Source organism: Streptomyces sp. enrichment culture (genome assembly GCF_964272895.1).
Classification (GTDB): domain Bacteria; phylum Actinomycetota; class Actinomycetes; order Streptomycetales; family Streptomycetaceae; genus Streptomyces.
In genome coordinates, this window is sequence record NZ_OZ186832.1 from 2,904,966 (window position 1) to 2,919,507 (window position 14,542).

The 14,542-nt window shown below is 72.2% G+C and carries 16 protein-coding genes; 8 read left to right on the forward strand and 8 right to left on the reverse strand.

The window, feature by feature from the left end; all coding sequences use genetic code 11:
* The first annotated feature begins 94 nt into the window (after positions 1-94).
* The 7 genes from ACSU6M_RS13170 (at position 95) to ACSU6M_RS13200 (ending at position 5,090) form a co-directional block, all read left to right on the forward strand.
* Entirely contained in the window at positions 95-577 is a 483-nt protein-coding gene (locus ACSU6M_RS13170; RefSeq protein WP_437069784.1) for an Lrp/AsnC family transcriptional regulator, read from the forward strand.
* Positions 578-598: 21 nt separating this feature from the next.
* On the forward strand, positions 599-1,246 hold the full coding sequence (locus tag ACSU6M_RS13175; RefSeq protein WP_437069785.1) for an ABC transporter permease: 648 nt from the start codon (positions 599-601) through the stop codon (positions 1,244-1,246).
* Positions 1,239-2,483, forward strand: a complete 1,245-nt coding sequence (locus ACSU6M_RS13180; RefSeq protein WP_437069787.1) for a betaine/proline/choline family ABC transporter ATP-binding protein — start codon at positions 1,239-1,241, stop codon at positions 2,481-2,483. The genes ACSU6M_RS13175 and ACSU6M_RS13180 overlap by 8 nt, the downstream gene beginning before the upstream one ends.
* Positions 2,480-3,283 carry an ABC transporter permease gene (locus tag ACSU6M_RS13185; RefSeq protein WP_437069788.1) on the forward strand — a complete coding sequence of 268 codons (804 nt, stop codon included), beginning with the start codon at positions 2,480-2,482 and terminating at the stop codon, positions 3,281-3,283. The genes ACSU6M_RS13180 and ACSU6M_RS13185 overlap by 4 nt, the downstream gene beginning before the upstream one ends.
* Positions 3,280-4,257: a glycine betaine ABC transporter substrate-binding protein gene (locus tag ACSU6M_RS13190; RefSeq protein ID WP_437069790.1), complete on the forward strand. Its 978-nt coding sequence runs from the start codon at positions 3,280-3,282 to the stop codon at positions 4,255-4,257. The genes ACSU6M_RS13185 and ACSU6M_RS13190 overlap by 4 nt, the downstream gene beginning before the upstream one ends.
* 75 nt (positions 4,258-4,332) lie before the next feature.
* Positions 4,333-4,905: a helix-turn-helix domain-containing protein gene (locus ACSU6M_RS13195; protein ID WP_437069792.1), complete on the forward strand. Its 573-nt coding sequence runs from the start codon at positions 4,333-4,335 to the stop codon at positions 4,903-4,905.
* A 14-nt stretch (positions 4,906-4,919) separates the two neighbouring features.
* Positions 4,920-5,090: a hypothetical protein gene (locus ACSU6M_RS13200; protein WP_437069793.1), complete on the forward strand. Its 171-nt coding sequence runs from the start codon at positions 4,920-4,922 to the stop codon at positions 5,088-5,090.
* Here the strand turns inward: ACSU6M_RS13200 and ACSU6M_RS13205 are convergent.
* Genes ACSU6M_RS13205 through ACSU6M_RS13215 form a run of 3 tightly spaced genes read right to left on the reverse strand, consistent with a single transcriptional unit; the run spans position 5,087 to position 7,746 of the window.
* Positions 5,087-5,866, reverse strand: coding sequence for a YlbL family protein (locus ACSU6M_RS13205; protein WP_437069795.1), 780 nt, complete (start codon positions 5,864-5,866; stop codon positions 5,087-5,089). The genes ACSU6M_RS13200 and ACSU6M_RS13205 overlap by 4 nt on opposite strands.
* Before the next feature lie 9 nt (positions 5,867-5,875).
* Positions 5,876-7,003: an o-succinylbenzoate synthase gene (gene menC, locus ACSU6M_RS13210; RefSeq protein ID WP_437069797.1), complete on the reverse strand. Its 1,128-nt coding sequence runs from the start codon at positions 7,001-7,003 to the stop codon at positions 5,876-5,878.
* Positions 7,000-7,746 (reverse strand): chorismate synthase, encoded by a 747-nt coding sequence (locus tag ACSU6M_RS13215; protein ID WP_437069798.1) that lies wholly within the window; start codon positions 7,744-7,746, stop codon positions 7,000-7,002. Before ACSU6M_RS13215 ends, menC begins: the two co-directional genes overlap by 4 nt.
* Positions 7,747-7,844: 98 nt before the next feature.
* On the opposite strand from ACSU6M_RS13215, the gene ACSU6M_RS13220 reads away from it, so the two are divergent.
* Complete coding sequence (locus ACSU6M_RS13220) at positions 7,845-9,395, forward strand: PucR family transcriptional regulator (RefSeq protein WP_437069799.1); 1,551 nt, start codon at positions 7,845-7,847, stop codon at positions 9,393-9,395.
* Here the strand turns inward: ACSU6M_RS13220 and dapE are convergent.
* From dapE to ACSU6M_RS13245, 5 genes are all read right to left on the reverse strand, one after another.
* Positions 9,376-10,428: a succinyl-diaminopimelate desuccinylase gene (gene dapE / locus ACSU6M_RS13225; RefSeq protein ID WP_437069801.1), complete on the reverse strand. Its 1,053-nt coding sequence runs from the start codon at positions 10,426-10,428 to the stop codon at positions 9,376-9,378. The genes ACSU6M_RS13220 and dapE overlap by 20 nt on opposite strands.
* Positions 10,429-10,928: 500 nt before the next feature.
* On the reverse strand, positions 10,929-11,570 hold the full coding sequence (locus ACSU6M_RS13230; protein WP_437069803.1) for an IclR family transcriptional regulator: 642 nt from the start codon (positions 11,568-11,570) through the stop codon (positions 10,929-10,931).
* 291 nt (positions 11,571-11,861) lie between these two features.
* Positions 11,862-13,655, reverse strand: a complete 1,794-nt coding sequence (locus tag ACSU6M_RS13235) for a DEAD/DEAH box helicase (RefSeq protein ID WP_437069805.1) — start codon at positions 13,653-13,655, stop codon at positions 11,862-11,864.
* Positions 13,656-13,766: 111 nt separating this feature from the next.
* Entirely contained in the window at positions 13,767-14,141 is a 375-nt protein-coding gene (locus ACSU6M_RS13240; protein WP_437069807.1) for a type II toxin-antitoxin system death-on-curing family toxin, read from the reverse strand.
* The gene (locus tag ACSU6M_RS13245) at positions 14,138-14,338 is read right to left on the reverse strand and encodes a hypothetical protein (protein ID WP_437069808.1); all 201 of its coding nucleotides are present in this window, start codon (positions 14,336-14,338) and stop codon (positions 14,138-14,140) included. Before ACSU6M_RS13245 ends, ACSU6M_RS13240 begins: the two co-directional genes overlap by 4 nt.
* Between the last annotated feature and the right edge of the window lie 204 nt (positions 14,339-14,542).

Sequence of the window (14,542 nt, forward strand, 5' to 3'; positions counted from 1 at the left end):
CGCAATAGTTCGCTCGTTCACTGGGCAATCTGCTCAGTGATACGGCGGTGAAGGCGGGCTTTCTGTACAGGATGACCACCCAGGGGAGCAGGGCATGGCGATCGATCATCTGGACGGGCGCATCATCGTGCTGCTGGCGCGGGAGCCGCGCATCGGGGTGCTGGAGATGTCGCGGCGGCTGGGCGTGGCGCGAGGGACCGTGCAGGCGCGGCTGGACCGGCTTACGTCGAACGGAGTCATCCGCGGATTCGGTCCGGACGTGGATCCGGCGGCCCTCGGCTACCCGGTCACCGCGTTCGCCACGCTGCAGATCCGGCAGGGTCAAGGGGCCGATGTCCGGGCGCACTTGGCGAGTGTGCCGGAGGTGCTGGAGCTGCACACCACCACCGGCAGCGGGGACATGCTGTGCCGTCTGGTGGCCCGCTCGAACGCCGATCTCCAGCGTGTGATCGACCTCGTCGTCGGTTTCGATGGGATCGTCCGGGCCTCCACCGCGATCGTGATGGAGAACCCTGTGCCGCCGCGGATCATCCCGCTGGTGGAGCAGGCGGCGGAGGACCGGAAGGGAGCGACCTGATCCGACCCTTGAGGTGACCGCTTGAACTTCTGGGAGTACCTCGGCAACCGCCACCAGCAGCTGCTCACGGACGCCTTCCAGCACGCCAGCGCCGTGTTCCAGTGCATGGTGGTGGCGACCGTGCTCGGGGTGCTGATCGGTGTGGTCACCTACCGCAGCGACTGGGCCGGGAACCTGGCGACCACCGCCACCTCGACCGTGTTGACCATCCCCTCGCTGGCCATGATCGGTCTGTTGATCCCGATCGTGGGCCTCGGTGTGCCGCCCACGGTGATCGCGTTGACGCTGTACGGGCTGCTGCCGATCGTGCGCAACGCGATCGTGGGCCTGCGCGGGGTCGATCCGGCGCTGGTGGACGCCGCCAAGGGGATCGGGATGTCCCGGCTGACGCGGCTGGCGCGGGTGGAGCTGCCGCTGGCCTGGCCGCCCATCCTGACCGGCATCCGGGTCTCCACGCAGATGCTGATGGGCATCGCGGCCATCGCCGCCTATGCCTCCGGGCCCGGTCTGGGCAATGTCATCTTCCGGGGCCTGGCCTCGCTGGGCAGCGCGAACGCGATCAACCAGGTGCTCGCGGGCACGCTCGGCATCATCCTGCTGGCCCTGTTGTTCGACGCCGTGTACGTGTTGATCGGCCGGCTGACCATCCCCAGGGGGATCCGTGTCTGATGTGGATGCATCGACCACCGGTGCCACGATCGAGCTGGAGAACCTGACCAAGCGGTATCCCGGCAATCCGCAGCCGTCCGTCGACAACGTCAACATGGAGATCAAGGCGGGCGAGACGGTCATCTTCGTCGGCCCGTCGGGATGCGGTAAGTCCACCACGCTCAAGATGATCAACAGGTTGATCGAGCCGTCCAGTGGCCGCATCCGGATCAACGGTGAGGACGTGACCGACATCGACGCGGTCAAGCTGCGCCGCAAGGTCGGCTACGCGATCCAGTCGGCCGGCCTGTTCCCGCACATGACGGTCGCCCAGAACATCGGTCTGGTGCCGAAGATGATCGGCTGGTCCAAGGGCCGCATCAAGGACCGCGTGGAGGAACTGCTGGACCTGGTGGGCCTGGACCCCGGCGAATTCCACGGCCGCTATCCGCGCCAGCTCTCCGGCGGCCAGCAGCAGCGCGTCGGCGTGGCCCGGGCGCTGGCCGCGGACCCTCCGGTGCTGCTGATGGACGAGCCGTTCGGCGCGGTCGACCCGATCACCCGCGACCACCTCCAGGACGAGTTGATCAGGCTCCAGCACGAACTGCACAAGACGATCGTGTTCGTCACCCATGACTTCGACGAGGCGATCAAACTCGGCGACCGGATCGCGGTGCTGCGCGAACGATCGCACATCGCCCAGTTCGACACCCCCGAGGCGATCCTGACCAACCCGGCCGACGACTTCGTCTCCGGCTTCGTCGGCGCGGGTGCGGCCCTGAAGCGGCTGAACCTCACCCGCGTACGGGATGTGGAGATCACCGACTATCCGACGGTGACCGTGGACACGCCGCTGCAGGAGATCTTCCTGATGCTGCGCTCCAGCGGGACCAACGAGATCCTGCTGCTCGACAAGCGCGGCCGCCCCTACAAGTGGCTGCGCCGGGGCGATCTGATGCGGGCCAAGGGATCGCTCGCCCGCGCGGGCACGCTGGTGCACGACACGGTGACCAGGGACGCGACCCTGCGCGACGCGCTGGAGGCGGTGCTCACCGACAACGCCGGGCGGGTCGCGGTGACCGGGCGGCGCGGGGAGTACACCGGCGTCGTCGACATGGAGACGCTGATGAACTCCGTGCACGAACTGCTGGAGGCCGACCGGCTGGACGCCATGGAGCACCAGCACGAGCTGGAGGAGGCGCGGGCCGAGCGCACGCACGCGGAGCAGGAGGGCTTCGGAGGGGAGGCGAAGGCGTGAGCGCACCCGAGCTGGAGGAGCAGGAGGCGGAGGAGGCACCGCCGCCCTCGCCGCCGACCCGCAGACGCGTCACCTGGCAGAAGCTGACCTTCCTGCCGGTCTTCGTCGTCGCCGTGCTGCTGGCGACCTGGCTGTGGTTCGAACAGGCCGACCTGGACACGATCTCGGAGAACGCGATCTCCGACGGCCAGGTCACCAAGGCGCTGTGGCAGCACATCGAACTCACCGCGATCTCGACCTTCTTCGTGCTGATCATCGCCGTCCCGCTGGGCATCCTGCTGACCCGCGGGGCGCTGCGCCGGGCCACCCTGGTGGTGATGGCGATCGCCAACATGGGCCAGGCCACCCCGGCGATCGGCCTGCTCGCGCTGCTGGTGATCTGGCTGGGCATCGGCCGCAGGGCCGCCCTGATCGGCATGATCGCCTACGCCGTGCTGCCGGTGCTGTCCAACACCATCGCGGGGCTGCGCGCCAACGACCCGACGCTGCTGGAGGCCGCTCGCGGCATCGGCATGTCGGCGGCGCAGGTGCTGGCCAAGGTCGAACTGCCGTTGGCGGTCCCGCTGATCCTGGCGGGCGTGCGCACCGCACTGGTCCTCAACGTCGGCACCGCGACGCTGGCGACCTTCGGCGGGGGCGGCGGGCTCGGCGTGCTGATCACCGCGGGGATCACCAACCAGCGGATGCCGGTCCTGGTGCTCGGCTCGGTGCTGACCATCGCCCTCGCGCTGCTGGTGGACTGGCTGGCCTCCCTGGCGGAGCTGATGCTGCGGCCACGGGGGCTGGAGGTGGGGCGATGAGGCGGGGCGCGGTTCTCGTTCCGGCCGGGCTGCTGCTCGCCGCGCTGCTGCCGGCCGCGGGCTGCGGGCTGACCAGCGGCTCCCCCATGGTCGACGACGTGCGGCCCGGTTCCATCGGGAAGGGCGAGCCGCTCAAGGGCGCGGAACTGACGGTCACCTCCAAGTCGTTCACCGAGAGTCTGATCCTCGGCTCCATCATGGGCATCGCCTTCGAGGCGGCCGGCGCGGAGGTCCTCGACCGCACCGGCATCCAGGGCTCGATCGGCGGGCGCGAGGCGGTCCGCAAGGGCGACGCGGACGCCATGTACGAGTACACGGGCACCGCCTGGATCACGTACATGGGCAACAGCGAGCCGATCGACGACCCGCAGCGGCAGTGGGAGGCCGTGCGCGACGCCGACGTGAAGAACGGGCTGACCTGGCTGCCGCAGTCCCGGCTGAACAACACCTACGCGCTGGCGATGAACCAGGAGAACTTCAAGAAGTACCGCACGAAGACCCTGTCCGACGTCGCCGCGCTGGCCGAGTCCGACCCCGGGGCCGTCACGCTGTGCGTGGAGAGCGAGTTCGCCAACCGCGCGGACGGGCTGCCGGGGATGCAGAAGGCGTACGGGATGAACGTGCCGGCGTCCCGGATCACGCAGATGGACACCGGGATCATCTACACCCAGGCGGCGAAGGGCAGTTGCACCTTCGGGGAGGTCTTCACCACCGACGGGCGCATCAAGTCCATGAACCTCGCGGTGATGGACGACGACCGCAAGTTCTTCCCCAACTACAACGCGGCCCCCGAGATCAACTCCAAGACCTTCGAGAAGTGGCCGGCCATCGCGGACGTCCTGGCCCCGGTGACGGCGAAGCTGGACAACGCGGTGGCACAGGAGCTGAACGCCCGCGTGGACGTGGGCGGGGAGGATCCGCACGCGGTGGCGCTGGACTGGATGAAGGACGAGGGGTTCGTGAAGGAGGGCTGAGCGCCCCGGAGTTGCCGAGGTTTGGTTGCAAAGAATCCCTTGCATAGGTTTCTTTGCAACGCTAGCTTTGTACGCATGGACGAGCCCGAGAAGCCCAACGTCCGTCAACTGGACGCCCGTTCGCTGCGTGGACTGGCGCATCCGCTGCGGTTGCAGTTGCTGCGCGCCCTGCGCCTGCACGGTCCGGCCACCGCGTCGATGCTCGCCGAGCGCCTGGGCGAGTCCAGCGGGGCCACCAGCTACCACCTGCGGCAGCTCGCCGCGCACGGGTTCGTGGCGGACGCCCCGGAGCGAGGCAAGGGCCGTGAGCGCTGGTGGCGGATGGTCGACGACGGGATCAGCTTCGACGAGGGCCTCGTGCCCGACGACCCCGCCACCCGGGGCGCCATGGATGTCCTGATGCACGAAGCGGTGGCCAACCACACCCGCGAGATGACCACCTTCGTCGCCACCCGCCACGACTGGCTTCCGGCGTGGTCCTCCCAGTCCACCGACCTGAGCGACTACACGCTGCGACTGACCCCAGCCGAGGCCACCGAGCTCATCGAGAAGATGCACGCGCTGATCAACAGCTACCGGGGCCGCGAAGCCCCCGACGCGACGACCGTCCGCGTACACACGCACGCCTTCCCGATCTCCACCGACTGAGAAAGGCACACCCGATGACGCCGCCCGACCTCGCCCGCTACACCCGTCTGCGCACCGAGGCCGACGACCACCGCGCCGCCCTCGCCGCCCAGCGTTCCCGCGACCTGCGCGTCCGCCTCGGCTGGACCCTTGTCGAGCTCGGGTTACGGCTCGCCACCCCCAGGCCCGTCCCAGGCCCCGCCTAACAGCGCGGCACCTTCCCCTTCCCCGTCTCCAGTGCCGCCAGCGCATCCACCGCGCCCTTCAGCGTGGTGACCGGGATCAGCCGCAGTCCCTTCGGCAGGTCCGACTCGGCGTCGGAGCACTCCGCCGCCGGCACCAGGAAGACCGTCGCCCCGTCGCGCCGCGCGGCCTGCGTCTTGAGGGCCACGCCGCCGACGGCGCCGACCCGGCCGTCGGCGTCGATCGTGCCCGTGCCGGCGATGACCCGGCCGCCGGTGAGGTCGCCGCCGTCCAGCTTGTCGACGATGCCCAGGGCGAAGAGCAGGCCGGCGCTGGGTCCGCCGACGTCGGCGAGCTTCAGGCTGACCTTGACGTCGTCGGGGTCGAGCTTGAGATGGTTCAGGGCGGCCTCGGCGGCCGCGTCCTGGGACTTCTTCATCTCCGCGGTGTTGTGCCGCTCGATCTCCTCGACCGTGTCGCCCGAGGGGTACACCGAGTCGCGCGGCATGACGGCCCGGTCCGTGCGGAACCAGCCGTCGAGTACGTCGCCGAGGGAGATCCGGGTGTCCGGGCTGGTCGCCTCGATGGTCGTCATCCGCAGCTCACCGCGGGTCTCGCGGGTCGGGGCGCCCGAGATGGTGATCACCGGGTCGCCCTTGTTCTCGCCCAGGACGTCCGCCGTCATCCCCGGCTGCGCCACCGCGAACGGCAGCGGCGCGAACGCGGCCGTGGCGAGCAGGGCCACGACGGGGAGGGCACAGACGGCGACGGCCTGGGGGCGCGTGAGACGAGAGAGCACGGGGTCAATCTAACGTGGCGGCCGGGACGGTCCCCCGTACAGGTCCCTGCGCTCCCTGGTGAAACGCCGCAGCGCCTCCGGCAGCGGGGCGACGCCGATGCCGGGGCCGGTCGGCACGGGGAGATGGCCGTCCTGAAGGACGAACGGCTCCGTGAGGTCCTCGGCGAAGTAGCGGCTGGAGGCGGAGGTGTCGCCGGGCAGGGTGAAGCCGGGCAGCGCGGCCAGCGCCAGGTTCGGGGCGCGGCCGATGCCCGTCTCCAGCATGCCGCCGCACCACACCGGCACCCCGTGCGCGTGCGCCACGTCGTGCACCCGGCGGGCCTCCAGGTAGCCGCCGACGCGGGCGGGCTTGACGTTGACCACCCGGCAGGCGTCCAGGGCGATCGCGGAGGCGGTGTCGCGGGCGTTGTGCAGCGACTCGTCCAGGCAGACGGGGGTGCGCAGCCGCTGCTGGAGCCGGGCGTGGCCGTGCAGGTTGTTCTCCTCCAGCGGCTCCTCGATCAGCAGCAGCCCGAAGTCGTCCAGCCTTCGCAGGTGTTCGGCGTCGGCGAGCGAGTACGCCGTGTTGGCGTCCACCTGGAGCGGCAGCGCCTCGCCGAACCGCTCACGCACGGCCCGTACCGGCTCGACGTCCCAGCCCGGCTCGATCTTCAGCTTGATCCGGACGTACCCCTCGGCCAGATACCGCTCCACGTCGTCCAGCAGCTCGGCCACCGTCCGCTTGATGCCGACGGACACACCCGCCGGCACCCGGTCGCGCACCGCGCCCAGATGCACCGCCAGCGGCATCCCGTACGCCCGTAGCTCCGCGTCCAGGACGGCCGTCTCCAGGGCCGCCTTCGCCAGCTCGTGGCCCTTGATCCCGGACAGCGCGGGGGCGAGCGCGGCCGTGGTGAGGTGCGGCAGCGCGGCCGCGCGCGGCAGCAGGAAGTCGCGCAGCACGATCTCCGCGCCGGCGACGAACTCCGAGCAGTACAGCGGCTCGGGGTCGGCGGCGAACTCCGACCAGCCCTCGGCCTCGTCGGTGACGACGTGCAGCAGGAAGGTGTCCTTGGCCGTCATGGTGCCGAAGGAGGTGCGGAAGGAGGTGACCAGCGGGATCGCCACATGGACGATCTCGACGCGTTCGAGCTTCATGCGGTGGCCTCCAGGGTGTACCAGCCGTCGCGGGACATACCGGTCGCGGTGAAGCCCTCGGCGAACGCCTCCGTGAACACCTCGCGCACGGCGTGCCGCCAGCGCAGGGCGAGGGCCGGGTCGGCGGCGCGCAGCGCGACGACGTCCGCCGGGACCCGGCACCAGACGCGCCCGCCGTCGCGGTGGGCGAGGGCGCCGCCGTCCGGCGCGCGCCGCGTGACCGGCGCGCTCTCGCGGTCCCCCGGCTCGTACGGCCGTAGCGGCGCCCGCAGATCCCAGGTCACCGTCAGCCGGTCGCTCTCGTCGCCCGCGTTCACCCCGTCGGCCATCGGACCGTAGAAGTCGACCAGGTACTCGGTGCCGACGGCGCCGAGCTTGACCAGGTTGAAGCGGGCGTTGCGGCCGACCAGCGGATCGAAGGTCCAGCGCATGGTGCGGGCACCGGCCCGGAGGGCCCAGTCCCGCTGGGCCTGCTTCAGGGCGGGCCCGAGCCCGCGGTCGGCGGCCGCCACCAGCGAGTACGTGTCCGGCCCCGGCCCGCGCACCGCGACGGCCGCCCCGGCGAGGCGCTCGCCGTCGTAGGCGGCGTGCACGGCGCCGCCCGCGTGGATCAGGCTGTGCAGCACCTCGGCCGGATAGGGCGGGGCACTGCGCGGGGTGTGCCAGACGTCGCTGAAGTGGTCGGCGACGGCCGCGACCCCGGCGACGTCATGGACGCTGCGGATACTGACTTCGGTGGTCATGCCCCGAGTCTCCGAGCCGGACGGCCCGCGCGCGTTGGCCGGGCGTACAACGGATGCGTACCGTGCTGTGCGGATCAGCCAAGGAAGGGGAGCGGCTCATGGACACGCTCGGGGATCTTCTGGACGTCGTCGGGGGCCCGTCGGTACGGCTGCTGACCGCGCCGGCCGGGCTCGGCGTTCCCGTCACCGAGGCGCTGCTGTACGACGCGGGCGCCCCGCTCTCCCGTGCGCCGGGCGCGCTGCTGCTCGCGGTGGGGGTGCCGGCCGCGGCGACCGGGCCGCTCGTGCGGGCGGTGGCCGCGGCCGGGATGACGGGACTGGTGGTGCGCGGCCCGGACGGGCCCGTCGCGCAGGCCGAGGAGCACGGCGTGGCGCTGCTGGCGGTCGACGCGGACGCGGCCTGGCACCAGGTGCACCTGCTGCTGGCCTCGGCCATCGGCGCCCGGCATGCACCGCCCGGACACGGCCTCGGTGATCTGTTCGCGCTGGCCGACGCCATCGCGACGGCGACCGGGGGCGCCACCGCCGTGGAGGATCCGCGCCAGCGTCTGCTCGCCTACTCCACCGTGCCCGGCCAGCCCGTGGACGAGGACCGGCGCCAGGGCATCCTGGGCCTGAGGGTCCCCGCCGGCGTGGAGAACAGCGAGCAGTACCGCGTGCTGTTCGCGGCCCGCGGCCCGGTGCGGCTGCCCGCGCTCGGCGAGGGGCAGCTGCCGCGGCTGGCGGTGGCCGTGCGGGCGGGCGGCGAGACGCTGGGCTCGATCTGGACCGTCGACGACGGCACGCTCGCGCCGGACGCCGAGGACACCCTGGCCCAGGGCGCCTCCACCGCCGCGCTGCTCCTGCTGCGGGCCAGGGCCGCGCAGGAGCTGGCCCGGCACCAGAACAGCGACCTGCTGCGCCGCCTGCTCGACGGCACGGCGGACCCGTCGGACGCCGCCCAGCGCCTCGGACTGCAGGGCCCCGTGCGGGTCGCCGCGTTCGTCCTGGACTCGTCGGCCGCGCTCGCCGACGCCGAGCAGACCGCGCTGCGCCTGCTGGACGTCGTACGCCTGCAGTGCGAGGCCCGCTACGGGCGGCAGGCCGCGGTGCTGGTCGACGGGGTGGTGTACGCGCTGCTGCCCGCGCCCGGGGAGAGCGGCGGGGCGCGGCACCGGGCACTGGCCGAGGACATCGTGCGGCGGGCCGGTCAGTCACTGCGGGCTCAGGTGCGGGCGGGGCTCGGCGAGGTGGTGCCGGACGTGTCCGGGGCCGCGGAGTCACGGGCGGACGCAGATCTGGTGCTGCGGGTGCTGGACGCGGACCTGCCGGTGGCGGCCGTGGACGAGGTGCGCGCACGGGTGACGCTGCTGCGGCTCGGGGAAGTGCTGGGCGAGCGGCGGGAGTTGAGCGCGGGAGCCTGGCGGCGGGTGCTGGCGTACGACGCCGAGCACGGCACCGACTACGCCCGCACCCTGGTGTGCTGGTTCGACGCGGGCTGCGACATGGCGGGCGCCGCCGAACTCCTCGCCGTGCACCCCAACACCTGCCGCTACCGGCTCAAGCAGCTCCAGCGGCACATCGGCGTCGACCTCACCGATCCCGACGAACGGCTGCTGCTGTGGCTCCAGTTGAGGACGCTGGCGGGGCTCAGCGCAGCCACTCGCTGAGCCGCTTCTCGCACTCCGCGAGCTGCGCCACCGGCACGTACTCCCCGGCGGTGTGGGCCAGCGCCGGGTCGCCGGGGCCGTAGTTGAGCGCGGGCGTGCCCAGCGCGGCGAACCGGGCCACGTCCGTCCAGCCCAGTTTGGGCCGCGGGCGCGCGCCGAGGGCGGTCACGAGGCCGCCGAGCCGGTCGAGCCCGGGCAGCGCACCCGGCACGACCTCGGTGACTGTCGTTTCGTACTCGGGAAAGAGCCCGCGGACGTACGCCTCCGCCTCCTCGGGCGAACGGCTCGGCGCAAAACGGGAGTTGACGGTGATCACGCACTCGTCGGGTACGACGTTCCCGGCCACCCCGCAGCGCACGGCCACCGCGTTCAGCCCCTCCCGGTACTCCAGCCCGTCGATGACGATCCGCTCCGGCCGGTGCTCGGCGAGCCGCTGGAGCACGGGCGCGGCCAGATGCGCCGCGTTGGCGCCCATCCAGGACCGCGCGGTGTGCGCCCGCTCGCCCCGTACGACGATGTCGGCGCTCAGCACGCCCTGGCAGCCGGCCTCCACGCCCGCGTCGGAGGGCTCCATGAGGATCGCCAGGCCGGCGTCGAGGAGTCCGGGCCGCTCGGCGGCGATGCGGTGCAGGCCGTTGCGGTCGCCCTCGACCTCCTCGCACTCGTAGAAGACGTACGTCACGTCGCGTACGGGCGCGGTCAGGTGGGCGGCGAGCCGCAGCGCGACGGCGACGCCGCCCTTCATGTCACAGGCGCCGAGCCCGTACACCCGTCCGTCCGCCAGCCGGGAGGGCAGGTTCCCGGCGGCCGGGACGGTGTCCAGGTGCCCGGCGATCAGCACCCGTTCCGGCCGGCCGAGGTCGGTGCGGGCCACCAGCGAGTGGCCGACGCGGTCCACGGTCAGGTGCGGTGTCCTGCCGAGGGCCTCCTCCACGGCGTCCGCGAGCTGCCGCTCGTGCCCGCTCTCGGAGGGCAGGTCGACGAGGGCACGGGTGAGGTCGACGACGTCGGCGGTGAGATCGAGGGAGGGCACGGGGTCTCCTGGGCTGAGGCCGGGGCGGGTGCCCTCGATCATGCGGGGCGAGGGGGTGGGGCGGGCAGGAGGAACGGCCAAAGATGGGGCGCGGGTTTTGCCCGATGGCCCAAAGGGCGGCGTGCGTCTTGGGCGTGATCACCCGCAGGTCGGCGGGCGCCCTGTGTTCGGCCGCCGTAGGCGACGGGCCCCTGGGCTCGATCGCCGAAGACCCACGGGTTGCCCCTGCGCTCGATCGCCGAAGACCCACAGGTTGCCCCTGCGCTCACTCACCGAAGGCCCCCAGCCGCCCCAGCGCTCGCGCTCACGAAGGCCCACCGCTAGCCCCGCGCTCCCTCACCGAAGGCCCACGGCCGCCCCCGCGCTCGCGCTCACGAAGGCCCACCGCTAACCCCGCACTCGCTCACCGAAGGCCCACGGCCGCCCCCGCGCTCGCGCTCACCGAAGACCAGGCCGCCTGATCGCCCTCTCGCCGCCCTGCCTCCACGGCAGCCGCAGTGTCAGCGCAGCGCCTCCGCGACCTCGCGGGCCGCCTCGACGACCCTCGGGCCGACCCGCTCCGGCACGGCGTCGGCCAGCATCACCACGCCCACGCTGCCCTCGACACCGGTCACCCCGATCAGGGGCGCGGCCGCGCCGCTCGCGCCGGCCTCCAGCTCGCCGTGGGTCAGCGTGTAGCCGGGGTCCTCGAACGGCTTCAGCCGGGCGGAGAGTATGGCCTTGCCCGCGGCCCCGCGGTCCAGCGGGTGCCGGAAGCCCGCCCGGTAGGCCACGTGGTAGTCGGTCCAGGTCGGCTCGACGACCGCGACGGCCAGCGCCTCCGCCCCGTCGACCAGGGTCAGATGCGCGGTGGCGCCGATGTCCTCGGCCAGCGAGCGCAGCGCCGGCAGCGCGGCCTCCCGTACCAGCGGATGCACCTGGCGGCCCAGCCCCAGCACGCCCAGCCCGACGCGGGCACGTCCGCCCAGATCACGCCGTACGAGCGCGTGCTGTTCCAGCGTGGCCAGCAGACGGTAGACGACGGTCCGGTTCACGCCGAGTTTGTGGGAGAGCTCGGTCACGGTCAGCCCGTGGTCGGTGTCGGCCAGCAGCTTCAGGACTCTGAGGCCCCGGTCGAGCGTCTGAGAGGTCTCCGCGGTCACGACGCCCACTCCTTTGGTGGTGAGGTCGGCGGCCCCTCGCGGCGGATGCGTCACCGAGTCCCGTCGGCGACGCGCTTCAGAGGGCCGCCGATCGGCTGACGGCCCGGCCTGTCCGGAACCGGTCGCTTCACGGCTGCGCTCCGCGGCGGCGCTGCCACGGGGCGTGTGCGTAGCGGGACATTAGCGAAGGGGGTTCGCTCAGCGGAAGGCTAAGTCCAGAATCCGGTCAGGGGCCGGGGAGGAGTGCTGGCGTTTGCGTAGAAACGTACGGCGGCCGCGGGGCGGTCCCCGTCACCTCATCCGCGTGGCCCACTCCTGGACCTTGGCGATCCGCTGCCGAAGCTGTCCGGCCGTGGCCTCCGCGCTGGGCGGCCCCCCGCACACCCGCCGCAGCTCGGTGTGGATCACCCCGTGCGGCTTGCCGCTCTGATGGACATACGCGCCCACCATCGTGTTCAGCTGCTTGCGCAGCTCCATCAGCTCCTTGTGCGTGACCACCGGCCGCCGCTCGGCCGGCAGCTCCAGCAGGTCCGCCTCGGCGTCCGGCTTCTTCCGGCTGTGCGCGATCTGCCGGGCCTGCCGCTTCTGCAGCAGCAGCTGCACCTGCTCGGGTTCGAGGAGACCCGGAATGCCGAGGTAGTCCTGCTCCTCCTCGCTGCCGGGGTGCGCCTGCATACCGAACTCGGCGCCGTTGTACATGACCCGGTCGAACACCGCGTCCGACTCCAGCGCCTCGAACGGCAGCATGTCCTGCTCGCCGGTGTCCTCGTCCTTCTGCTGCTCCGCCTCCTTGAGGAGCTTCTCCTCCTCGGCGTACGGGTCCTCCTCGCCGTTCTTCTTCGGCTTGTCCAGGACGTGGTCGCGCTCGACCTCCATCTCGTGCGCGAACGTCAGCAGGTCGGGCACGGTCGGCAGGAACACCGACGCCGTTTCGCCCCGCCTGCGCGACCGCACGAAGCGCCCGACGGCCTGCGCGAAGAACAGCGGCGTCGAGATGGTGGTCGCATACACGCCGACCGCGAGGCGGGGCACATCGACGCCCTCGGACACCATGCGGACGGCGACCATCCACCGGTCGTTGCTGTTGCTGAACTCGTCGATACGGTCCGACGCCCCCGCGTCGTCCGACAGCACCAGCGTCGCCTTGGTGCCGGTGATCTCCCGGATCAGCTTGGCGTAGGCCCGCGCGGAGTCCTGGTCGGAGGCGATGACGAGGGCGCCCGCGTCCGGGATGGCCTTCCTGACCTCGGTCAGCCGCTGGTCGGCGGCGCGCAGCACGCTCGGCATCCACTCGCCGCGCGGGTCGAGCGCGGTCCGCCACGCCTGGCTGATCGCGTCCTTGGTCATCGGCTCGCCGAGCCGGGCCTCGATCTCGTCGCCCGCCTTGGTGCGCCAGCGCATGTTGCCGCTGTAGGACAGGAAGATCACCGGGCGCACGACATGGTCGGCGAGCGCCGAGCCGTAGCCGTAGGTGTAGTCGGCGGCCGATCGCCGGATGCCGTCCGGGCCCTCCTCGTACGTCACGAAGGGGATCGGGTTGGTGTCGGACCGGAACGGCGTACCGGTGAGCGCCAGGCGCCGCGTCGCCGGCTCGAACGCCTCCAGACACGCCTCGCCCCACGACTTGGAGTCGCCGGCGTGGTGGATCTCGTCCAGGATCACCAGCGTCTTGCGGTTCTCGACCCGGTTGCGGTGCAGCATGGGCCGCACCCCGACACCGGCGTACGTCACGGCGACACCGTGGTACTCCTTGCCGAGCGGGCCCGCGCTGTACTCCGGGTCCAGCCGGATCCCTATCCGTCCGGCCGCCTCCGCCCACTGCTTCTTCAGGTGCTCGGTCGGCGCGACCACGGTCACCTGCTGCACGACGTGGTGGTGCAGCAACCAGGACGCCAGCGTCAGCGCGAACGTCGTCTTGCCGGCGCCGGGGGTGGCGACCGCCAGGAAGTCTCGCGGCTGCTCCTGGATGTACTTCTCCATCGCTCCCTGCTGCCAGGCCCGCAGCTTGCTCGCGGTGCCCCAGGGCGCACGGCCGGGGAAGGCCGGGGAGAGGTGATGAGACGTGGAGGCGGCTGTGGTAGTCACGGTCTCCGTACGGGGGTGGCTCGGCTACGTATGACAACCGGGCCACCCTACCGGCGACCCGGCGGTGTCAACGCGCCGACGACGCCGGGTCGCCCGTCGGTGGGACTGACGTCACAGCCGCCTCAGCCGTCCCGCGATCTCTCCTACGTCGCTCAGCTCGCCGGCGGCCACCGCCACGACCAGCTCGTACGCCGCGTCCTGGTCGCAGCCCTCCAGATCCACGCCGTTCACCCTGAGGAACGTGGCCGCGGCCAGCCAGGCGGCGCGCTTGTTGCCGTCGACGAGGGGGTGGTTGGTCGCGAGGGCGTGCAGCAGCGCGGCGGCCTGTTCGTGCAGGTCGGTGTACGCCTGCTCGCCGAACATCCGGGCCCGCGGCCGCCGCACGGCCGACTCGAACAAGCCGGGCTCCCGCATCCCCGGCTCACCGCCGCCGAAGGCGATCCGCGCGATCGTCCGCGTCTCCCCCACACTGAGGTACCTGGTCATTCGCCCAGCCTCCGCAGCAGGTCGGCGTGCGCGTCCGCCAGCAGTTCGGCGGCGACCCGCACCCGCGCCGCCTCCTTCGCCAGCCGCTCCCGCACGGCCTCCAGCACGAGGTCCTCCGGACTGCGGCCGACGGCATCGGCGAGGTCCGCCAGGGCCTGACCGACGTCGGCGGGCAGGGCGACGGTGTACTGATCCATGGCGGCGAGGCTAGCCCCGGCGCCACCCGGCGACGAACGGATTTCGCCGCCGCCCGGCGACGAACGGATCTGGCCGCCACCCGGCGCGACGAACGGTTCTCGCCGCCACCGCTCCCGCCCTCGCTCCCGTCCTCGCTCCCGCCGGGGCGACCGCACCCCCGCCCGCTACCGCTCCCCCAGCCGTCGGCCGACGCTCCCGCAGCC